Origin of the sequence: Microvirga arabica (genome assembly GCF_016811235.1) — a bacterium.
Taxonomy (GTDB): domain Bacteria; phylum Pseudomonadota; class Alphaproteobacteria; order Rhizobiales; family Beijerinckiaceae; genus Microvirga; species Microvirga arabica.
On record NZ_JAFBID010000020.1, the window covers coordinates 1 to 21,536 of the forward strand.

General features: G+C 63.3%; 19 protein-coding genes and 1 pseudogene. All 20 read right to left on the reverse strand.

Annotated features, from left to right (window positions below):
• The coding region (locus tag JQC81_RS12395; protein WP_203272122.1) for an AMP nucleosidase at positions 1 to 1,186 on the reverse strand (1,186 nt) is incomplete at its 3' end.
• Between the two features lie 77 nt (positions 1,187 to 1,263).
• Entirely contained in the window at positions 1,264 to 1,950 is a 687-nt protein-coding gene (locus JQC81_RS12400) for an SDR family oxidoreductase (protein ID WP_203272123.1), read from the reverse strand.
• 48 nt (positions 1,951 to 1,998) lie between these two features.
• Positions 1,999 to 3,651, reverse strand: coding sequence for an energy-dependent translational throttle protein EttA (ettA, locus tag JQC81_RS12405; protein ID WP_203272124.1), 1,653 nt, complete (start codon positions 3,649 to 3,651; stop codon positions 1,999 to 2,001).
• A gap of 985 nt (positions 3,652 to 4,636) precedes the next feature.
• The gene (locus JQC81_RS12410; RefSeq protein ID WP_203272125.1) at positions 4,637 to 5,980 is read right to left on the reverse strand and encodes an erythromycin esterase family protein; all 1,344 of its coding nucleotides are present in this window, start codon (positions 5,978 to 5,980) and stop codon (positions 4,637 to 4,639) included.
• 161 nt (positions 5,981 to 6,141) lie between these two features.
• On the reverse strand, positions 6,142 to 6,384 hold the full coding sequence (locus JQC81_RS12415; protein ID WP_203272126.1) for a hypothetical protein: 243 nt from the start codon (positions 6,382 to 6,384) through the stop codon (positions 6,142 to 6,144).
• Positions 6,385 to 6,396: 12 nt separating this feature from the next.
• Positions 6,397 to 6,606 (reverse strand): annotated as a pseudogene (locus tag JQC81_RS34325) (calcium-binding protein); the annotation flags it as partial.
• A gap of 12 nt (positions 6,607 to 6,618) precedes the next feature.
• Positions 6,619 to 6,915: a calcium-binding protein gene (locus JQC81_RS34120; protein WP_203272127.1), complete on the reverse strand. Its 297-nt coding sequence runs from the start codon at positions 6,913 to 6,915 to the stop codon at positions 6,619 to 6,621.
• Entirely contained in the window at positions 6,912 to 7,700 is a 789-nt protein-coding gene (locus JQC81_RS12430) for a glycoside hydrolase family 113 (RefSeq protein ID WP_203272128.1), read from the reverse strand. Before JQC81_RS12430 ends, JQC81_RS34120 begins: the two co-directional genes overlap by 4 nt.
• A complete protein-coding gene (locus JQC81_RS12435) occupies positions 7,688 to 8,458 on the reverse strand; it encodes a glycoside hydrolase family 113 (protein ID WP_203272129.1) in 771 nt (256 codons plus the stop codon). Before JQC81_RS12435 ends, JQC81_RS12430 begins: the two co-directional genes overlap by 13 nt.
• Positions 8,459 to 8,695: 237 nt before the next feature.
• Entirely contained in the window at positions 8,696 to 10,444 is a 1,749-nt protein-coding gene (locus JQC81_RS12440) for a M14 family zinc carboxypeptidase (RefSeq protein ID WP_203272130.1), read from the reverse strand.
• Positions 10,441 to 11,298 carry an ABC transporter permease gene (locus tag JQC81_RS12445; protein ID WP_203272131.1) on the reverse strand — a complete coding sequence of 286 codons (858 nt, stop codon included), beginning with the start codon at positions 11,296 to 11,298 and terminating at the stop codon, positions 10,441 to 10,443. Before JQC81_RS12445 ends, JQC81_RS12440 begins: the two co-directional genes overlap by 4 nt.
• A 5-nt stretch (positions 11,299 to 11,303) precedes the next feature.
• The gene (locus tag JQC81_RS12450) at positions 11,304 to 12,227 is read right to left on the reverse strand and encodes an ABC transporter permease (protein ID WP_203272132.1); all 924 of its coding nucleotides are present in this window, start codon (positions 12,225 to 12,227) and stop codon (positions 11,304 to 11,306) included.
• Between the two features lie 75 nt (positions 12,228 to 12,302).
• Positions 12,303 to 13,829 (reverse strand): ABC transporter substrate-binding protein, encoded by a 1,527-nt coding sequence (locus JQC81_RS12455; RefSeq protein WP_203272133.1) that lies wholly within the window; start codon positions 13,827 to 13,829, stop codon positions 12,303 to 12,305.
• Between the two features lie 28 nt (positions 13,830 to 13,857).
• Positions 13,858 to 15,732 carry an ABC transporter ATP-binding protein gene (locus JQC81_RS12460; RefSeq protein WP_203272134.1) on the reverse strand — a complete coding sequence of 625 codons (1,875 nt, stop codon included), beginning with the start codon at positions 15,730 to 15,732 and terminating at the stop codon, positions 13,858 to 13,860.
• Positions 15,733 to 15,900: 168 nt separating this feature from the next.
• Positions 15,901 to 17,166 (reverse strand): aminopeptidase, encoded by a 1,266-nt coding sequence (locus JQC81_RS12465; protein WP_203272135.1) that lies wholly within the window; start codon positions 17,164 to 17,166, stop codon positions 15,901 to 15,903.
• 67 nt (positions 17,167 to 17,233) lie between these two features.
• Complete coding sequence (modC, locus tag JQC81_RS12470) at positions 17,234 to 18,355, reverse strand: molybdenum ABC transporter ATP-binding protein (RefSeq protein WP_203272136.1); 1,122 nt, start codon at positions 18,353 to 18,355, stop codon at positions 17,234 to 17,236.
• A complete protein-coding gene (gene modB / locus JQC81_RS12475; RefSeq protein WP_203272137.1) occupies positions 18,355 to 19,047 on the reverse strand; it encodes a molybdate ABC transporter permease subunit in 693 nt (230 codons plus the stop codon). Before modB ends, modC begins: the two co-directional genes overlap by 1 nt.
• Positions 19,047 to 19,871: a molybdate ABC transporter substrate-binding protein gene (modA, locus tag JQC81_RS12480; protein WP_376772400.1), complete on the reverse strand. Its 825-nt coding sequence runs from the start codon at positions 19,869 to 19,871 to the stop codon at positions 19,047 to 19,049. The genes modB and modA overlap by 1 nt, the downstream gene beginning before the upstream one ends.
• 51 nt (positions 19,872 to 19,922) lie before the next feature.
• Complete coding sequence (gene msrQ, locus JQC81_RS12485) at positions 19,923 to 20,564, reverse strand: protein-methionine-sulfoxide reductase heme-binding subunit MsrQ (protein ID WP_203272138.1); 642 nt, start codon at positions 20,562 to 20,564, stop codon at positions 19,923 to 19,925.
• Positions 20,564 to 21,508 carry a protein-methionine-sulfoxide reductase catalytic subunit MsrP gene (msrP, locus tag JQC81_RS12490; protein WP_312887506.1) on the reverse strand — a complete coding sequence of 315 codons (945 nt, stop codon included), beginning with the start codon at positions 21,506 to 21,508 and terminating at the stop codon, positions 20,564 to 20,566. The genes msrQ and msrP overlap by 1 nt, the downstream gene beginning before the upstream one ends.
• Positions 21,509 to 21,536: the final 28 nt, after the last annotated feature.

The following is a 21,536-nucleotide window of genomic DNA, read 5'->3' on the forward strand; positions in this document are numbered from 1 at the left end:
TCCAGCGCAGTTCCCAGTTCCGGTCGTCATAGGTCACAACCGTGCCGGTGCGCAGGCGCCGCTTCAGCTCCTCGCCGCGCTCGCCGGTAACCTGAACTGCCGCCTCCTGGAGGGCGACCTGGATTTCGGCGAGCGCCGGAATCGGGATTTCCGGCGGCACGGCGCCGTCGAGGATGTGGTCGCGCCGGAGATAGCCGTGGGCCAGCACGTAGTCGCCGATGGACTGCGACTGGCGCAGGCCGCCGCAATGGCCGACCATGAGCCAGCAATGGGGGCGCAGCACGGCAAGGTGGTCCGTGATGTTCTTCGCGTTCGACGGGCCGACGCCGATATTGACGAGCGTCACGCCCTGCCCGTCCTTGCGCATGAGGTGGTAGGCCGGCATCTGGAACCGGTGCCACGGGGATGAACCGATCAGATCTTCGACCTTCGCATCGTCCAGTCCCCGCTCGATGCTGACGCCGCCGGGCAGGTCGAGCCTCGTGTAGGGCCCGTTCTCGTCGGCCAGCTCCTTCACGGCCCAGCGGATGAACTGGTCCACGTAGCGGTGATAGTTGGTGAGCAGGATCCAGGGCTGCACGCAACGCCAATCGCTGCCGGTGTAGTGTACGAGGCGACGCAGGGAATAATCCACCCGGGCCGCATCGAACAGCGCCAGCGGCCGCGCCTCGTTCTCATGAAACATCCAGGTGCCGTCGGCGATCTCGTCACCGACCTTGGCGAGAAGCGGGGTCGGGAAGTGCTGGGCGAGTTCGGAGGCGGAATGCGCCCCCCGGCCCAGTTCGTCGCCGCGCTCGAACACATAAGGATACGGGATCTCCTGGTCGCTGACCCCGACCTCGATGGTGGCGCCATAGTCGCGCACGAGGAAGTTCAGCTGCTCCAGCAGGTAGTTGCGGTAGAAGGTCGGTTGCGTGATCGTCGTGGCGTAGACGCCCGGCCCCTGGAACTTCGCATAGGCGCGCTGCTTGATCGGTGGCACCGATGAGGCCCGGTAGTCCAGGCGCAACTCCGGATAGCGGAAGCGGGAGCGCTCGAGGGGCGTGGGGGCCGTGCCGGTGGCGAAGAAATGCTCCAGAGCATGGCGCTGCGCCTCGATGGCGGTGTCATGGAGCTCGATGAGGCGCTCGACGGCTTCCTCAGGCGTAGCAACGGATTCAAAGCTGGAAATGTTGTCGACTGGCACGGAACGTCTTCTTTCTTATGTCTCGTGCCTCAAGGGTCATACACTGTTTCGTCGAAGAACCCAACCGGGTTGATCGATCAGAATGGAATCCGGGCTCCTGTCCAGTCGAAAAACTCTCCCGTATCCTCAAGCGTAAGCCCGTCGATAAGCTTTACGAGACCAGCGGCGCTTTCCTGGACCGTGATGTCGGCCTCAGAGCCACCCATATCCGTTTGGACCCAGCCGGGATGCACCGATACTGCAATGATCCCGTCAGCATGGAGATCCGTCGCAAGGCCCTGCATTACCTTGTTCACGGCGGCCTTCGAGGCGCGATAGGCAATGCGGTCAGACTTGGCATAGGAGAGGGAGCCCATCCGGCTGGAGACCGTCACGATCTTCGCGTTCTTTGCCCTCCGTAGGAACGGGAGAAACGCCTGTGCGACCCGCAATGGTCCAAGGGTATTGATGTCGAGAGTATCGAGAAAGCCCTTGAAATCCATATCCAGGGTGGATTGCTGTTTTGGACCTATCACGCCCGCATTGCTGATGAGAACATCCACAGGCTCATCCAACTGCCGGACGGCTGCTTCAATTGAGGCCTGATCACGAACGTCGAAGATCAATGTGCTGAAACGGCCTTGCGTCTTCGCATTGTGAAGCTCCTCCGGAACAGATGCATCATCGCGCACCGTTCCGACGACCCGCTCGCCGCGGAGGAGGAACTGCCTGGCAAGTTCGCACCCAATGCCTCGGCCGATGCCGGTGATCACATAGGTTTTCATGCACGCCCCTCTAAACAAAACGCCCCTCTTGGAGGGGCGTTTGACTTCTTACCGCGAGAACTTCTTGTACTTGATCCGGTGCGGGATCGTGGAATCCGTGCCGAGGCGGCGCTTCTTGTCCTCCTCGTAATCGGCGAAGTTGCCCTCGAACCATTCCACGTGGCTGTCGCCCTCGAAGGCCAGGATGTGGGTGGCGATGCGGTCGAGGAACCAGCGATCGTGCGAGATGATCACGGCGCAGCCCGCGTAATCCTCCAGCGCCTCTTCGAGCGCCCGCAGGGTGTCCACGTCGAGGTCGTTGGTGGGCTCGTCGAGGAGCAGGACGTTCGAGCCCGATTTCAGGATCTTGGCGAGGTGCACGCGATTGCGCTCGCCGCCCGAGAGCACGCCCACCTTCTTCTGCTGGTCGGAGCCCTTGAAGTTGAACGCGCCGCAATAGGCGCGCGCGTTGATCTCGCGCTTGCCGAGATAGAGCACCTCGTTGCCGCCGGAGATCTCCTCGTAGAGAGTCTTGTTGGCATCGAGCGAGTCGCGGCTCTGGTCAACGTAGCCGAGCTTGACGCTCTCGCCGATCTTGATCGAGCCCTCGTCCGGCTGCTCCTGGCCGGTGATCATGCGGAACAGGGTGGTCTTGCCGGCGCCGTTCGGACCGATGACGCCCACGATGCCGCCCGGCGGCAGCTTGAACGACAGGCCGTCGATGAGGAGCTTGTCGCCAAAAGCTTTTTTGAGATTGTCGAACTCGATGACGTTGTTGCCCAGGCGCTCGGCGATCGGAATGATGATCTGTGCGGTCGTCGGGCCCTTCTCGTTGGCCTTGGCCACGAGTTCCTCATAGCGCTGGATACGGGCCTTCGACTTGGCCTGACGGGCCTTCGGCGAGGCCGACACCCACTCGCGCTCGCGCTCGATGGTGCGCTGGTGAGCCGCGTCCTCGCGACCCTCCTGCTCAAGGCGCTTCTGCTTCTGCTCGAGCCAGGACGAGTAGTTGCCCTCGTAGGGAATGCCCCGGCCGCGGTCGAGCTCAAGGATCCAGCCCGTGACGTTGTCGAGGAAGTAGCGGTCGTGGGTGACGATCAGGATCGCGCCCGGATAGCTGCGCAGATGGCCCTCGAGCCAAGCGGTGGTCTCGGCGTCGAGATGGTTGGTAGGCTCGTCGAGGAGCAGCAGTTCCGGCTGCTCCAGGAGCAGCTTGCACAGGGCCACGCGGCGGCGCTCGCCGCCCGAGAGCTTGTCCACCGCCCAGTCATCCGGCGGGCAGCGCAGGGCGTCCATGGCCTGATCGACCTGGGAGTCGAGATCCCACAGGCCCTTGGCCTCGATCTCGTCCTGGAGACGGGTCATCTCGTCCATGGTCTCTTCGGAATAGTTCATGGCGAGCTCGTTGTAGCGGTCGAGGATCGCCTTCTTGGCGGCCACGCCCTCCATGACGTTCTCGCGCACGTTCTTGGACGGATCGAGCTGCGGCTCTTGCGGCAGGTAGCCAACGCGGGCGCCTTCCGCCACCCAGCCCTCGCCGGTCCAGTCCGTATCGGTGCCGGCCATGATGCGCAGCAGGGTCGACTTACCGGCGCCGTTGACGCCGAGCACGCCGATCTTGGCGTCCGGGTAGAAGGAGAGATGGATGTTATCCAGGACCTTCTTGCCGCCCGAATAGGTCTTGGTGAGGCCACGCATGTGGTAGATGAATTGACGGGACACGGAAAAAGCCCTGCTTGATCGAGATGTGAATGGAATTGGCCGTCAGTTAGCAGGGGCGGACTTCCGGGGCAAGGCGGGCGAGTGTCGCCAGCAGAAGTGCAAGAAGCCAGCACCTTGTGGCCCGCAGCGTGAGCTGCGAGCCTGTGGGTAGGATCGAGGGTGGCGCGACGGGCAGCCCGGCTCGATGTGTGGTGGTGAGAATGGAAGAGCCGAGGTGTCTCTTCGCGCACGGCTTCTTTAGGAGGACAAGCGGTGCCGGCCCGGTGACCGCCTCAGGCGGGATCCGTCTCCTCGACGGGGGCCTGAGACCGATTCCGACCACCGGCCCACAGCCTGGGCCTCCTGTGCATGTACCTGCGTAGCGGCACATGTACAGGACCGTGCCTGCCTCCACACTGCGACGCCTCGCGAGCGCGCCCCTCAACAGAGGCAGGTCTACACAACAATATAGCCGAGCTTGCAGCAACAGTCAAGAACAAAGCAAGAACATGCGCTCACCTTCACCCGTCATGGCCGGCCTTGTGCCGGCCATCCACGTCTTCACCCTTGCGTCTTCCTCTGCTCTCATCCTGAGGAGCAGACGCAGTCTGCGTCTCGAAGGATCGTCCAGTGCCCGCTGGTGCCTCCTTCGAGACGGTCGCTGACGCGACCTCCTCAGGATGAGGCTGGAGAAGCGGAAAGGGAAAACTTGGATCCCCGGATCAAGTCCGGGGATGACGGGGAGGGTGTCATTCCCGGCCGGAGCGCAGCGGAGGGGAAAGGAATCCAGTCACACCCTCAGCGCCTGATCGGGGATTCCCTTCCCAGTCCTGCGGACCGCCGGGGATGACACCCGCTCGTCATCACCGGTCTGAGGCCGGTAATCCCGATGGAATGGAACGTGGAGCCTCACCGGATCGGGATGGCCGACACAGGACCGTCGATGGTGTTATCGCTCGACAAGAATAGCGTGCACCCTCTCCCGAGAAGGTGAAACTTATCCGCATCAAAGCCCGAACGGATAGGTGTCCGGCATGCCTTTGCCGTGGGCATGGCTGAGCGGCTTCAAGGCCCTGGTCTCGTCGAACCAGACGAAGGCGTCGAACTGCTCGGCCAGGACCGCTTCGAAGTAATGGCTGTAGAGCTCCGTGTCCGGCCGGTAGACCACACCGATGGCCCGCTCCAGCCGAGGCCGGGAGAGAACCTCGGTCAAATCGGCCTGGCCGTTCTCGCGCCAATCGGTGAGGAAACAGCCAAGGCCCGTGTCGCGAAAAATCCGCTCGTGGCTGTCCGGCCGTGCCGGGCGGACGCTTTTGACCTGCATGGGCTCGTCCCAATCATCGGCCGCCGCCACAGTGCCGCGATCCGTTCCGAAGCCGATGAGCACGGCCTCGTTGCGGTAGGTCTTGCGGCAGAGCTCGCCGATGTTGAACTCGCCCTGCCATCCCATGGCCGTGGCGGCGGCGTTGCCGATGTGGGAGTTGTGCGCCCAGACCACGGCCTTGGCGTTGTCGCGTCGGGCCAACAGGCTCTGGAGCGTCTCGAACATGTGACGGTCGCGCAGGTTCCAGGACTCGGTCGCGCCCTCATACATGATCCGGTAGTAGTGCTCGGCCGCGTGGACGATCTTGGCGTTCTGCACCGCATCGAAGAAGGCCTCGCCGCCATCGGCCTCAAGGTACTCCATCCGCTTATCGAGGATCGTCTGAAGCTGGCGCAGCAAGGCCTCGTCGCAGGGCTTCTTCTGCCCGGTGAGCACGGCACGGCCGTAGCGGGCCGGATCCGACTGCCAGGGGCTGAGGCAGCCATAGCGTCCCCTCGCCTCCTTGGCGGCTTCCGGATCGACCTTGTCGAGATAATCGAGAACGGAGCGGATGGACCCATTCAGGCTGTAGACGTCAAGGCCACGGAACTCGGCCCGCTCGTCCTCGGCGCGTTCCCTGTTGTGCTCGCGCATCCAGTTGACGAAATCGGCCACCTCCTCGTTGCGCCACATCCAGGTGGGAAAGCGCTCGAAGGCCTCATTGTCGCCGTCAGGCATCGGGCGGTGGCGCACATAAGCATCGATCCGCGCTGCATCCGGCCAGTCCGCCTCGACGGCCACGACGGTGAAACCGTGCTGCTCGATTAGGCGCTTCGTGATGGCAGCCCGCGCCCGGTAGAACTCCGATGTCCCGTGGCTCGCCTCACCCAACAACACCACCTTGGCGTCGGCGAAGCGGTCGAACATGGCGCCGAACGCCTGCTCGTCGGCGATCGGCGGCAGGGTCTCGCCGTGCTCCCGCACAAGGTCGACGGCTTCCCTAATCGAGGCGTCGTTCTCGTTCTGCTTCCAGGACAACCGCGCCATGGCGTTCAACTCCCGCAAGGCCGGGTGCACCATATCCCGGCTCAGCCGAAGAACGGCGGCAGGACTCGGCTTGTTCCGCAGGACGGATCCAGCATCTGTGAAATGAAAACGGCCGGAGGAACCCCCACCGGCCGTGCTTTGACTTTGGAAACGCTTGGTTCTTACCAGAACCAGATGTCGCCGCGTTCCAGGGTAGAAGCCTTGAAGTTCTTCAGGGTCAGGACGTCACCATCGCCGAAGTTCATGACGGTATCGCGACCGACCTGCTTCACCAGTTTCCTGAAGTTCTGCATGACCTCCGCGTCGGTGCTGCCACTGCCGATGCCGGTGCCGTTCATGTTGTCCTGGATGATCAGCTGGTCGCCCTGCTTGAGCTTGAAGTCGTAAATAACGTCCTTGCCCATGCCGCTGCCGAAGATGAAATCGTCGGCACCCTTGCCGCCCCAGAGCTTGTCGGTTCCGCCGCCCGCGATTATGGCGTCGTTTCTGCCCCCGCCCCAAATCTGATCGTTGCCGAACCAGCCCTCGACAATATCGTCACCGTTGCCGCCATAGAGCTTGTCGTCACCTTCATCGCCATCAACGTTGTCGTTTCCGTCACCGCCATTGACGAGATCGTTGCCTTCGCCGCCGCTGAGCTAGTCGTTGTCGGCCTCGCCATAGAGCTTGTCATGACAATCGCCGCCGTTGGCGACATCGTAGCCAGCGCCGCCGCGAAGAAGATCGTTGCCGGCATCGCCATTGAGCATACCGTCGCCGCTGTCGCCCCGGAGGTGATCGTTCTCGGCACCGCCGGAGATGACATCGCTGTCATTGCCGCCGTAGATCCGATCGGCTCCGCTGCCGCCGTCGAGATAATCGTCTCCCCGATCCCCATAGAGAACGTCGGCGCCCGTGCCCCCATCGATGGTGTCATTACCGAGGCCGCCGTTCACCCGGTCGCTGCCGCAAGGCCGAGAACGGTGTCGTCGCCCGCCAGAGCGTTGATGATGTTGGCTTTGCTGGTTCCGGTGATGGTGTCGTCACCATCTGTGGGCTTGATCGACGGACCAGCCCCAGCCGTGAAGGTGAACCAGTTCGCGTTCAGGTTATTGTCGGTCGTCAGGATAGTGAGGCTGCCGCCGTCCGGGAAGCGGACGATGTAGCCGCCCGTGATCTGCACGATCTGGAGATCGGCATAGCCTGCCGCTCCCACATTGATCAGGCGAATCCTGTCACCCTGCAAAGACCGGAAATCGGTGATGGTGTCGGCGCCATCGCCGCCGGTATAGACGAAGGGATCACCGCCATTATTGCCCGTTAGGGTGTCGTTTCCTGCGCCGCCAGTAAGCGTGTCGTCGTTGAACCCGCCCACGAGCCTGTCGGCGGAGGTGGTGCCATCGAGCTTGAGACCGGCCACCGGTTGCGGGTTCTTGAAGTACTGCTCGACCAAGGCATCGGAGAGCTTACCATCGGTGTTGTAGCCGACATCAGGAGCGGGATTGGGCTGGTTGGCGTCGTAGTTCCAGAGCCAGTAGCCTCCCATCCAGCCTTCATCGAGGCGATCAGTGATGATCTTGTAGAAGGCCTTGAACATGTTGAGCTGTTCAGGCTCATCGATGAAATTGTCCTCGCCCCATTCCCAAGGCGAGGTATTGTTGAGGTTCATGCTGCGGAAGCCGGTTTCCGTGAAGATCAGCTTCTTGCCGAATTGTTGGGCGACCTGCTTCAGAGCATCCATCGCCGAGATGTTCTGGCCGAATTTGGCAATGAGGGCGTACTCGTGCTGGATACGTTGGACGGCTTGGTCCAGCCGTCGACAAGCTGCTGCACGGTCGGGTTCGGATTGTCCCTGGTAAAGGCGATGTAGGGATTGGCGCCCATGTAGTCGAGCTGATCCCAGAGCTCGACGTGAAGAGCCTCCGTCCAGGTTGCCGCGTAGGTGAGCTTGATGTCGGAGCCGACCTCGTTGCGGACAGCGGTGATGATGTCGCGCCAATACGCTGTGTATTGCGGCTGGGTCATGCTTTCGCATTCGTTACCGATGGCAAAGGCCGTGACGCCTTCCGCCTTCGCAAGCCGGGCATAGTGCAAAACGGCTTCCTTATACGAAGCGAACCAAGCGTCCGCCCACTCCTTGGCTTGAGCGGGCGTAGATCCTGCGGGAGGGCCGATGAGGGCATTCCAGTCATCGTTCTGCATGTTCACATGCAGCTTAAAGATCACCTCGAGACCACGGGCTTGCGCCGCCTTGATCGCCACCCTGATGGATGCATCGCTCTCGGTTCGCGGAGCACCATCCGTATTATGCCCGCCAACATCACCATTGTCGCGATAGACGCGGGTAGAGGTCAGGGAGTCCATAACGACGGTTGGGACAAGCACGACCTGGGAGGCGCCATCACCGGCGATGAGGTCGAGATTGGCACCCTGATTTGGGTAATTGCCGTCCCACCAGGAGGGAAGGCTTTCCGCCTGAAAATCGAACAACTTAGGCATGGTGGTAAGGCCTCTACGAAAAAGCTTATCCGCGTCGATGCGCGGGTTAGATTATCATCATAATATAACGTTATTAAGCTTTACTCGCAAGCGCGAAACCGGGAACCGTGTTAAGGGTTCCTTTCTATCTTTAGGGTTTGAACCTCTGGGGTGTGCAGTCGATTGATGAAGAGAACGAGATCCTGAGGTTACATCATCACGATTGGCCCCGCCTCTCCCCAACCGGCCGACACGTACTCAAGCCATGCCGGTCATGATCGACGCATAAGCCTCTTCGGCGGCAATGACGGTGGCCATCTGCACCGTGTGCGCAAACCGATAGGCCTCACCATAGATCGTCTCGTCCGGGAACTCCGTGATCAGCGTCAGCGGGCTCGGGTGACGCTCGTCGGCCGTGATCAGGCAAGGGATGTCGTTGATGATCTCGTAGGGCGTGCCGCCGGAATGAATCGAGCAGATCTCGATCTGACGCCGGTTGAACTCGGCCAGGCCGGGAACGGCCGACAGTCCCGTCGTGACGGCTTCGACCAGCGTCCTCGCCGTCACGCCCCAGGCGGGATGGTGCCTCATGATCAGGAAGAAGCCTTTGGGGATCGTCCAGAGCTCAAAACCGCGCGGCAGGTAGCCCGTGAAGGGCCTCGTCCACTCATGGGCCGGGTAGCCGTGCAGATTGAGGTGAAGCTGCGCGCCCGACAGGGCGAGAGCCTGGTTGCGGGCGCCGATCTCATACAGAGGCTCGCTGCCGCCGTATTCCAGATCGTTGCCGAGCGACGTGTAGCGCGCGGCGTGGTGCATGTGGCGCGGGCTGCCTTCGCAGAGGCGGCCATGCAGCGCATAGCCGTCCGGGTTCTCGACCGGGATAAAGGCGATGTTCGCCTCCGGGTTGGCGAGAAGCCGGCGCACGGCCCGCAAGGTTCCGACGGGAGCCGAGGTCTCGTTGGCATGCTGCCCGCTCGTCACGAGAACGGCCGGACGCGAGCCGGCACGATAGAGGCCGCGAACCGGCCGCCCCTCGCGGGAGACGCCCTCGAAGGTTTCGCCCGGAAGCGATGCAAGCTCGCGGTGGATCTGGGCCAGGGACGGCGCGGCATCCGCCGTCTCGATATCCTGCTCCGGCCGCGCCGGATCGGACGGCACCCCGAAGGAGCGCAGGGTCACGCGAACGTCCGCATCGCCCTCGCCTGCGCGGATGTCCGGCACGATCTGGCCCGGCTGCAAGCCGCGGTCTTCAAGCGCGCGGCCGGAGCGGTGCTTGAAGAACTCGAGGATCGAGAAATAGAAATCCTCGTGCAGCGCCTCGCGGGTGCTCATGACCTCGTCGCCGTAAGCGAGCTCACGCTCGATGCCCGGAATGGCGACATCGATGGCGAGCGTCTCCACATAAGGCTCGGTGGCGGGCCAGTCATGGGCCATGACGGCCGCCATCACCTTATGGAACACCTGCTCGATTTCTGTTTCGACCGGCTCGTCCAGATCGGCGCCCCCGTCGGAACGCCCGGTCACTTTGAGCCAGCCGGTCGGCGTGAGGTCGACCTGATCGAGATGGTTGGTGCGCAGGCGGTTGGGCGCGAAGACCTCATGCTTCGCGACGCTTCCATCGGCATAGTCCAGCGTGATCTCATAGGTCAGATCGGCCTCGCCGGGCTCGAAGCGTGTCTCGATGGTCCCGAGCAGGGCCGCCAGGGGATAGGCCTCGGAGAGGAAGCGCAGGCGGTCGGCTTTCTCGTGCACGGGGTAGCGCACGCTCGCCCGCGTCACCCCCGCCATGTCGAACTCTTCCAGGAAGGCATGCACGAGCGGCTTGTAGGCGCTGCGCAGGCGGGCATGGATGCCGGATGCCGCAAAGATCTGTTCGGCGCGGCGACGCGCGGCCTCGTCCTCGAACAGCCAGGCCTCGAGGATCATGCCGCGATGGTCATCGCTGGCCCATTCGCGCATGAGACCGTCGAGAGTGCGCGGAACCCGCTCGTCGAGCAAAATCGTCATTTCGAGGTCTGTCCTGTCGGGTCGAGAAGATCGCGCAGCCAGTCGCCCAGGAGGTTGAGGCCGAGCACGGTGAACATGATAGCGAGCCCGGGAAACACGCTGACCCACCAGGCCGTCTGCAGATAGGTGCGCCCGTCGGCCAGCATGCCGCCCCAGCTCGGGATGAGCGGATCGACGCCGAGGCCGAGGAAGGTCAGGCTGCTCTCCAACAGGATGTTGTTGGCCACCTGCAGGGTCATGAGGATGACGATGGGGCCGAGCACGTTGGGGAGCACGTGCGTGAAGATGATGCGCCCGTTGCCGACGCCGATGGCGCGGGCGGAGAGGATGAACTCCCGCTCCCGCAGGGCCAGCACGGAGCCGCGCACGAGGCGGGCATATTGCACCCATTGGGTGGCGATCATCACGAGGATCACCTTGTCGATGCCCGCACCCAGGATGGCCAGAAACATGATCGCAACCAGGATGAAGGGCAGCGCGAGCTGAATGTCGGCGAAGCGCATCAGGAGCATCTCGGCGATGCCGCGATAATAGCCCGCCACCAGGCCGACGAGCGTGCCGATGGTGACGGCGCCGAGCACCGATAGAAAGCCGACCATGAGGGAGATCTTGCCGCCCACGGCGACCCGAGCCAGCACGTCGCGGCCAAGGGGATCAGTGCCGAGGATGTGGGCCCAGCTCTGGAACGGCGGGATAAGCCGGGCCATGAGGTCCATGCCCTCGCCACCGTCCGGAAACAGCACGGGGGAGAGCAGCACGAGCAGGGCGATTCCGCCCGCGAAGAGGAGGCCGAGGACGAGCTCGAGCGACTTGAACCACGAGCGCGACGAGGAGACAGCCTGAGCGGCAGCCATGGGCGTCACTCCGTCCGGATGCGCGGGTCGATCAGCCCATAGGCGATATCGACCAGGAGGTTGATAAGAACGATGAACAGCGCCAGCACCGTGATGGTGCCCTGGAGCACCGGATAGTCGCGGTTGGAGATGGCATCGAACGCGAGCGTGCCCATGCCGGGCCAGTTGAATACCCGCTCGACGATCACGATGCCGCCGATGAGGCCGCCGAACTGCAGGCCGATATAGGTGACGAGCGGAATGGCCGAATTGCGCAGGGCATGCTTGTAGAGCACCACCCGGTCGCGCAGACCTTTGGAGCGCGCCACCATGATGTATTGCTGGGACAGGGTCTCCAGCATGGAGGTACGCACGAGGCGCACATTGGTGGCGGTGAGAATGACCGCCATGGTGAGCGCCGGCATGACGAAGCTCTCAGGTCCTTCCATGCCGCTCGGCGGCAACAGCCCGAGCACGATGGAGAACAGCAGCACCAGCATGATGGCGAGCCAAAAATTCGGGAACGACAGGCCGACCAGCGACAGGATGCGGATCAGCTGATCCGGCCAGCGGCCGCGATGCACGGCCGCGTAGATGCCGAGCGGCACCGACAGAATGATCGACGCAATCAGAGAGGTGAAGGCCAGCAGGAGGGTCGCGGGCAGAGCGTTGGCGATCAGCAGGGACACCGGCGTACCGCCCATGAAGCTCTTGCCGAAATCTCCCCTCAGAATTCCTTTGAGAAAGCTGAGATACTGAACATAGAACGGTCGCTCGAGGCCCAGCGCCTGTCGGATGTTCTGTAGATCCTGCTCCGTGATGTTGCCGCCGCCGCCCATCAGAATCACGGCGGGGTCGCCCGACAATCTGATCGCAAAGGAGACGATCAGGGTTACCGCGAAGACCACGAAAACGGCCTGCAGCATTCTCTTGAGAATAAATCCCGCCACGGAGGATCCTTCTTGCATCTTGGAAAAAGGCGCCACCTTGGTGGCGCCTTCTCGATAGTGAGAGTTGATCGGGCTTTACTCGACCGTCACATCGGTGAAGCGGAAGCGCAGATCCGCCGGCGGAACGAAGTTCTTCACCCGCTTGTTCACGCCTATCACGGTGTTCTGATTGTAAAGCGGGATTTCGAGTGCCTGATCGGCCACGTAGCGTGCGACCTCCTGCAGCACCTTCTCGCGCTCCTTCACGTCAAAGATCGTGCGCTGCTTCTCAAGAAGAGCATTCAGCTTAGGATCGTTGTCGTACGGGTTCCACTTCTCGCCCGAGTGATACATCAGGTAGGCATTGTTGTCGTAGTCGAAAGTCCAGCCGCCCCAGGCCTGATGCCAGGCCTCGCCGGTCTTACCGTTCGGGATGATATCGTTGAGCAGAACCGGAGGCTCGTGCGGCTGCAGAGCGGGCTTGAGGCCCAGCGCCTGGAAGTAGCCGGCCGCGGCCTGCGCCACCTCGCGGAAGGTCGCATCATTGCCGCGGAAGTCGATCCGCACCGGCGCACCGGCGGGAACCTTCGCCTGCTGCAGCATCTGCTTCGCTTTGGCGAGATCGAAGGGCAGCGGCTTCAGGGCGGGGTCGTTGCCGAAGGACAGCTCGGACTGGAAACTCGCGATCGGCTTGCCATGGCCGAGCAGAACCGCCTTGATGATCGCATCGCGATCAATGCCCATGATCAGCGCCTTGCGAACATTCACGTCCTTGGTGATCCCTTCCTTCGTATTGAGGCGAAGCGAAACGACGGTCGGACCGGGAATGCTGACGAGGTTGAGATTCGGGCTCTTCTCGACCGTCGGCGTGAGGCCGAACGGAATAAGGGTCGCGATGTCGAGACGGCCGGACTGAAGCTCGGCCACCTGCGTGTTCGCTTCCGAGATGAAGCGGAGGACCACCCTATCCAGCTTCGGCGCACCATTCCAATGCTCAGGGGAGGCCTCGAGAGTCAGGCTGACCTTCGGCGAATACTCGACGAACTTGAACGGGCCAGTGCCGACCGGATTCATGTTGAAATGGGCGTCACCTTTTTCCTGAATGTATTTCGGCGGCACGATCACGCCGCCATAGCCGGCGAGCTTCGTCAGCAAGACCGGGTCAGGTTGTTTCATCATGAAATCGACCGTGTAGTCATCGACGATCTCCACCTTTGAGATAGAGGTGTAGTTCGACTGCTGCGGTCCCTTCTTACCCTCGTCGCCGAGCAGGCGGTCGAAGGTGAACTTCACGGCGCCTGCATTGAACGGCTCGCCGTTGTGGAACTTCACATTCTGACGCAGCTTGAAGCGGATGCGGCTGCCGTCGTCGAGAAACTCCCAGGATGTCGCCAAGCCCGGCTGCAGCTTCATGTCCGGACCGCGTGCGGTCAGGCCGTCGAAGAGGTTGTTGCCCGCAGCCGACCATGACACCAGGAAGGTGTCGATCGGGTCCCAGCTGCCGGGATCGATACTCGTCGCGACCGTGATCGTTCCGGCAGCTTGAGCGCCCGACGCCATCAGCGGCGCCAATGCGACAGCGGCCGTCAGACCGAGCGCTTTCAGTGCTTTTGAAAACTTCATCGTGTTATCTCCCTCTGGATAGTCTTTTTTACGCTGCGCCACGAAGCGTGTCCGCCTCGATGGCAACCCAGTGCCCCGGCTCGACCTCGCGCATGCGGTGGATGGCGGGCTCCTGCCCGACCGGACGCACCGGGCTCGGGATTTCGCCCTCGATCCGCACCTTCGCCCGCTCGCGCTGCGGATCGGCGATGGGCACCGCTGCCAGCAGCTTGCGGGTGTAGGAATGCTGCGGGTTCTCGAAGATCGCCTGCCGCGGCCCGAGCTCGACGATCTGGCCGAGATACATCACCGCGACGCGATGGCTGATCTTTTCCACCACCGCCATGTCGTGGGTGATGAAGAGATAGGACAGGCGCCGCCGCTCCTGCAATTCCATGAGCAGATTGACGATCTGCGCCTGGATCGACACGTCGAGAGCGGACACGGATTCGTCCGCAATGACGAGCTTGGGATCGCTGGCGAGGGCCCTGGCGATGCAGATGCGCTGGCGCTGGCCGCCGGAGAATTCGTGCGGATAGCGCTTGGCATGCTGCGGCTGCAGGCCGACTTGATCGAGCAGCTCGTGCACGCGGCGCTCGCGCGCTTTCGAATCCTTGATCAGGCCGTGGACGATGATGGGCTCGGCGATGCTGTAGCCCACCGTGTGGCGCGGATCGAGAGATGCGAAGGGATCCTGGAAGATGTACTGAATCTCCTGGCGCAGGCGGCGGCGCTCGGCCTGGCTCATGGCCCCCATGTCGCGCCCGTCGAAGCGCACCGTGCCGCCCGTGGGCTCGACGAGCTGCTGCAGCGTGCGGCCGATGGTGGATTTGCCGGAGCCGGACTCGCCCACCAGAGCCAGCGTCTCGCCGGGATAGATGTCGAAACTCACCTCCTCGACCGCATGGACGCGGTGCGTCACGCGGCCGAAGAAAGTCTTGCCCACGTCGAAGCGTGTGGTGAGCTTCTCCACCTGGAGAACGGGCTTAGTGTAATCGGCCGTGTTCTGCTCGTGCGTGCCGCCCACGGGCTTGGCCACGTCGCCATCCATCACCATCACGGGCGTGCGCTTCGGCAGCGGCTGGCCCGTGAGGCTCCCTAAGCGCGGCACGGCGGAGAGCAGCGCGCGGGTATAGGGATGCTGCGGCGCGGCGAAGATGTCGCGCACCGGCGCCTGCTCCACCTTCTCGCCCTTCCACATCACCACCACGTCGTCGGCCATCTCGGCCACCACGCCCATATCGTGCGTGATGAAGATGACCGCGGTGCCCATTTCCTGCTGCAGGTCGCGGATGATGTTGAGGATCTGCGCCTGGATCGTCACGTCGAGGGCCGTCGTCGGCTCATCGGCGATCAGGAGCCTGGGATTGCAGGCGAGCGCCATGGCGATCATCACGCGCTGGCGCATGCCGCCGGAGAGTTGGTGCGGATAGCGGTCGAGGAGCCTGTCCGCATCGGGCAGGCGCACCTTCTGCAGCAGGTCCCTGGCCCGCAGCCGGGCCTCGCGCCCGTTCAGGCCCTGGTGCAGGATCAGCGTCTCGGAAATCTGGTTGCCGATGGTGAAGACCGGATTGAGCGAGGTCATCGGCTCCTGGAAGATCATGGCAATGTCGTTGCCACGGATCTCCCGAAGTTTGGTGTCGGAGGCCCGGACGAGGTCGATGGCCTCAGCTCCGTCGGGGCGGAACAGCACCTGCCCGCTGGTGATGCGCCCGCCCGTGTAGTCCGTCAGACGCATGATCGCGAGAGACGTGACGGACTTGCCCGATCCCGATTCACCGACAACCGCCAGGGTCTTGCCCGGCTGCACGTCGAAGCTGACATCCTTGACGGCTTTGAAGGGTCCATTCCCCGTGCCGAACTCCACCGACAGGGAGCGGACCGACAGGAGGGCTTCAGATTGACGATTGGGTGTGTCCGACATCCATCCACGCTCTTGAGACAGCACCGGCCTGAAAACCTATCAGGCCGGTACCTCTTTGATACCTGTATCCATCACAGCCACGATACCGATACGTCAAGCACCGTTTGCGTCAGAGCAGGCAATTGCCTGGATCATAGATCCAGCACGGCGCGAAGTGCGAGTCATTTGTTACGATGTCACCCACTCGCCGCCGCGCATGAGCGGCTCGGCCCTGCCGTCCTGTGTGATACCATCCACATCCACCCGGTCGGAGCCGATCATCCAGTCGATATGGATCAGGCTCTTGTTGGAGCCGTGGGACGCCAACTCCTCCTCGTTCATGCCGCCGCCGCCGCGGATGCACTTGCTATAGGCCTGGCCGAGCGCGATGTGGCTTGAGGCGTTCTCGTCGAACAGGGTGTTGAAGAACAGAAGCCCGCTCTGCGAGATCGGCGAGGAATAGGGCACGAGGGCGACCTCGCCGAGACGGCGTGCGCCCTCATCGGTATCCAGCACCTTGTTCAGCACGGCCTCGCCCGTGCGCGCCTTGCTCTCGACGATGCGCCCGCCCTCGAACCGCACCTGAATGTCTTGGATCAGGGTGCCGTTGTAGGAAAGCGGCTTGGTGCTCGTCACGGTGCCGTCGACGCGGTCCTTGTGCGGGGTGGTGAACACCTCCTCAGTGGGGATGTTGGCGTTGCAGACGAGACCGTTCTTCGCTGTCGTCGAGCCACCGTTCCATTCATGCCCGTCGGCCAGGCCGACGCGCAGGTCGGTGCCGGGGCCGCGGAAATGGAGCGCGGCATAGTTCTTCTCGTTCAGCATGCGCGTGCGGGTCTGCAGGGCGGCGTTGTGCTGTTCCCAGGCGGCTATCGGATCCGGCGTGTCGACGCGGGACGCGGAGAAGATCGCCTGCCAAAGCTTGGCCAGGGCGACCTCGTCCGGATCGTTCGGGAACACGGTCTTAGCCCAGGCCGGTGTGGCGGCGGACACGATGGTCCAGTTGATGTCGAAACCCGCGATCATGTTGAGGGCCGGCATATAGGCCTTGGAGCGGGCCCGGTTGGCGCGGGAGACCTTCTCCGGATCCTCCTTGGCAAGGAGCGACGGATCCTCGCCCACGATGGCAAGCCTGGCCGCACCCTTCTTGTAGGCCTCGGCCATGCCCTCGTAGAGCCAGGCCGGGGCCGTATCGAAGCTCTCGTCCCGCCCGTGGCGGAAGCGCATCAGTGTGCTCTCCTCGTCGGAAAAGATCGTGGTGACGAGGGACGCCCCGGCCTTATAGGCATGCTCGGTGATACGCCGCACCAGGGCCACGGCATCGAGTGGCGCGGTCAGCACCAGCTCCTGCCCTGGCTTCAGCCCGAGCCCGACCCGAACGGCGACCTCCGCCAGACGGTCGAGAAGCTGGGCATGGGAGGCCGCATCGGGCAGATTCCGCACTTGTTCGTTCATGATCCTAGTCTCTCAAGACTGAAAAAGATGGTTGGAGAGGCTACACGGCCCGGCCGTTCATGCAACCTCAAGGGCGCAGGTTTCGGATATTCTTCTGTCCCGCAACGCCGAGGGCCTCGGGATCGAATGCGATGCTCTTGATGATGGCGTGAACGGCAAGGCCGGACTTGAGGCCAAGCTCCTCGACGGACCTGCGGGTCACGCGGGCCACGACGGGATCCCCGCCGCAATCGAGCTGCACGTCCACGCTCGCTCGCCCGGCTTCGTCGATGGAGGAAATGAATCCCGGCAGCACATTGAGGGCGCTCAGGCCCTCGGGTGCCCTCAGCGACAGGATGATGTCGCGGGCGCGCAGGCGCACGCGCAGGCTCGTGCCGACGGGATGCGGCAGGCGCGGGACGCTTAAAGTACCGGCTCTGGCCTGCAGCTCCGTGAGCTCGTAGCGCTCGTCATGCCGCAACACGCGGGCTTCGATCAGTGCCCCGGCCTCGGTGAGGCCGCCCTGTTCGAAGAAATTCGTGTGCCGCAGCACTTCGGCGGCCGGTCCCGATGCCACGACCCGCCCCTCGGAGAGAACGACAACCGATGTGGCCAAGCGCGCGATCTCGGCCACGGAATGGCTGACGAGCACGATGGGAACGCCGCCCTGGTCACGCAGACGCTCGATGTAAGGATAGATCTCGCTTTTTCGCGCGTCGTCGAGGGAGGCGAGCGGCTCATCCATCAGCAGGAGCTGGGGATCGGCGAGCAGCGCACGGCCGATGGCCACGCGCTGCTTCTCGCCGCCGGACAATGTCGACGGGCGGCGGTCGAGCAGATGGCCGATGCCGAGAAGCTCCACCACGTGATCGAAGCCCGCCTTCCGCTCGTTCCTCTGTGTGAACCAGCGGCCGAAGAGCAGGTTGTGCCGCACGCTGAGATGCGGAAAGAGCCGTCCCTCCTGGAATACATAGCCGATACGCCGCCGGTGCTTCGGCACGTCGATGCTCTTCTTCGTATCGACAAGCACTCGCCCCTGCACAGCGATGCGAGCATGATCCGGCTGCACGAGGCCACTGACGGCATTCACGATGGTTGTTTTGCCGGAGCCTGACGGACCGAACAGCGCAGTGAGCTTTCCATCGGACTGAAAACGTGCGTGCAGCGCGAACGCACCCTGCTGGTGACGGATGTCGACGTCGAGGATCATCAGGCGTGGACCCTGCGACGCGCGCGCCGCGCCAGCCACTCGGAGAGCCAGAGTGCACCGATGGAGATGACAATCGATACAAGCGTCAGCCGCATCGCACCGCCCTCGCCTCCCGGCACCTGGGTATAGGCATAGATCGCCGATGGAATGGTCTGCGTCTCGCCGGGGATGCTGGACACGAAGGTGATCGTCGCGCCAAATTCGCCCATCGCCTTGGCGAAGGACAACACCATGCCGGCGATGATGCCGGGCAAGATGAGCGGCAGCGTCACCACGCCGAACACCCAGGCAGGATGCGCGCCGAGCGTGCCTGCCGCATCTTCAAGTTTGCGGTCGACAGATGCGATGGACAACCGGATGGCGCGCACGAGCAGGGGAAAGCCCATGATGGCGCAGGCGAGCGCCGCGCCCGTCCAGCGAAACGAGAACACGATGCCGAATTGCTCGGCGAGAAAGGCCCCGATGGGGCCGCGCCGCCCGAAGCCGATGAGCAGGAACCAGCCGACCACGACAGGCGGCAGAACCAGCGGCAGATGCACAAGCACGTCGAGCGCCTGCCGCCCCCAGAAGCGCCCGCGCTCCAGCAGGAACGCGATGGCAATGCCGGGAATGAGGCTTGCCGCCATCGCCACGAAGGCGACCTTCAGGCTCAGGCGAACGGCGGTCCATTCTTCAGGAGAAAGTCCCTCCATCACGAGCCCGCTTTATTCAACAGGGTGAAGCCCTGTTTTTCGAAGAAGGGTTTGGCTTTGTCCGAGCGGAGAAAAGCCAGAAACTGCGCGGCATCGGGATTGGTCGCATCCTTCGTGAGCGCGGCCGGATAGACGATGGCTGGGTGGCTGCCTTCCGGAAACGTTCCGACGATGGTGACGTTCGCGTCGGATACGGCGTCGGTCTTGTACACGATCCCCAGGGGCGCCTCGCCACGGGAGGCGAGCAGAAGCGCTGCGCGCACGTTCTCGGTCTGAGCGACCTTGTCCCTCACGCCCGCCCATGCGCCGAGATGCTCGAGAGCCGCCTTGCCGTATTTGCCGGCCGGCACCGCATTCACATGCCCCATGGCCAGGCGGTTGCTGCCAAGAGCGGCCGCGAGGTCGAGGCCCGGCTTGAGCTCGACCTGCACCGCGGAGTCCTTCGGCGCGATGAGCACAAGGGAATTGCCGAGGAGACTGACGCGGCTTTCAGGCCGGATCAGCCCCTTGGAAGCGGCATAATCCATCCAGTCGAGATCGGCGGAGAAGAAGATGTCGGCCGGGGCTCCCGCTTCGATCTGCTTGGCCAGCGCATTGCTGGCGGCATAAGACACCACGGCTCGCCTGCCGCTGTCGCGCATCCAGGCGGCAGCGGCATCGTCGAGCGCGTTCTTCAGGCTGGCCGCGGCAAAGACAATCACGTCCCGGTTCTCGGCCGAGGCTTCACTGGGCACCACGAGGCTCGCCCAGACCAGCCCGATCAGGAGCACCCTGGCGAATGCGCCGACGACGAAGCCCGCTCGATGGATGATCCTGCCGTTCAAAGGAGAAGCCTTGCTTTTACCCGGAGCATCCTAGCCGAGTAGGCTGGCTCTTCAAGCAGTGCGCCGCCGGGGAGACGGCTTCTTCACCAGAGAACGGAACAATCGGTAGCTCAGGAGCACGGCCACGATGGCGGCATAGATCAGGGGCTCAAGCGGCCAGGACTTCACCACAAGGATGTAATGGAGCACCGCGCCGATGGCCGCCACATAGACCAGCTTGTGCAGCTTGGCCCAGGCCTGCCCGCCCATGCGCCGGATGGCGGCGTTGTTGGAGGTCACGGCGAGCGGCACGAGGATGACGAAGGTTGCCATGCCGATGGTGATGTAGGGTCGCTTGACGATGTCGGCCGCGATGGCTGCTCCATCCAAGCCCTGGTCGAGCACGAGATAGGTGATAAGGTGAAGAGCGGCATAATAGAACGCCAGCAGCCCGATGGCCCGGCGGTAGCGCAGCAGGTTGATGTTGAAGAGCTGCCGCAGCGGCGTGATCGCGAGCGTCGCGACGAGGAAGCGCAACGCCCAGAGGCCGAGCGCCTGTTCCAGATAGCGCATGGGATCGGCGCCGAGCTGATCCATGATGCCGGCATAGAACAGCCACACGGCCGGAACGAAGCCGATGATGTAGACGAGGATCTTCGGCACCTGCGGCAGGGCGAACCCCTTGGCGCCGGGCGCAGAGGCTCTTCCCGCCATCAATAGAGCTTCCGCAGGTCCATGCCGGTATAGAGGCTCGCCACCTGCTCGGCATAGCCGTTGAACATCAGCGTCGGCCGGCGTTTCACGAACAGACCGCCCTCGCCAATGCGCCGCTCGGTCGCCTGGCTCCAGCGCGGATGGTCCACGCTCGGGTTCACGTTGGCGTAGAAGCCGTACTCGCTCGGTGCCTGCTTGTTCCAGGAGGTCGGCGGCTGCTTGTCGACGAAGCTGATGCGGGTGATCGACTTGATGCCCTTGAAGCCGTATTTCCACGGCACGACGAGACGGATGGGTGCGCCGTTCTGGTTCGGCAGCGTCTCGCCGTAGAGCCCGACCGCCAGGATGGTGAGCGGGTTCATGGCCTCGTCCAGGCGCAGGCCCTCCACATAGGGCCATTCGAGCACCGGGAAGAGCGTGTCCATTCCCGGCATCTCCTCGGGCCGATAGGCCGTCTCGAACGCCACGTATTTCGCGCTTCCTAAGGGCTCCACGCGCTTGATGAGGTCGGCCAGCGGGAAGCCGACCCACGGAATGACCATGGACCAGCCCTCGACGCAGCGCATGCGGTAGATGCGCTCCTCGAGCGCCGAGGATTTGATCAGGTCCTCGACCGCGAACTCGGCGGGCTTTCCGACCATGCCGTCGACCTTGACGGTCCAGGGCGAGGTCTTGAGGGACTTGGCCTTGGCGGCCGGATCGTCCTTGCCGGTGCCGAACTCATAGAAGTTGTTGTAGCTCGTGACGTCCTCGCGGCTCGTCAGCTTCTCGTCAGTGGAAAACGGGCTCTTGCCTGCCTGCAGCGGCGCGGCTTCCAGGCCGCCCGGCAGGGCCGCCGCGAGTGCAAGCCCGGCCGCGCCCGTCATCCATTGGCGACGGTTAAGATAGACCTCCCGAGGCGTGATCTCGGAGGGCAGGATATCGGAAGGGCGGCGGATCAGCACGACATCACCTCGTTTGGAACCCATTGTG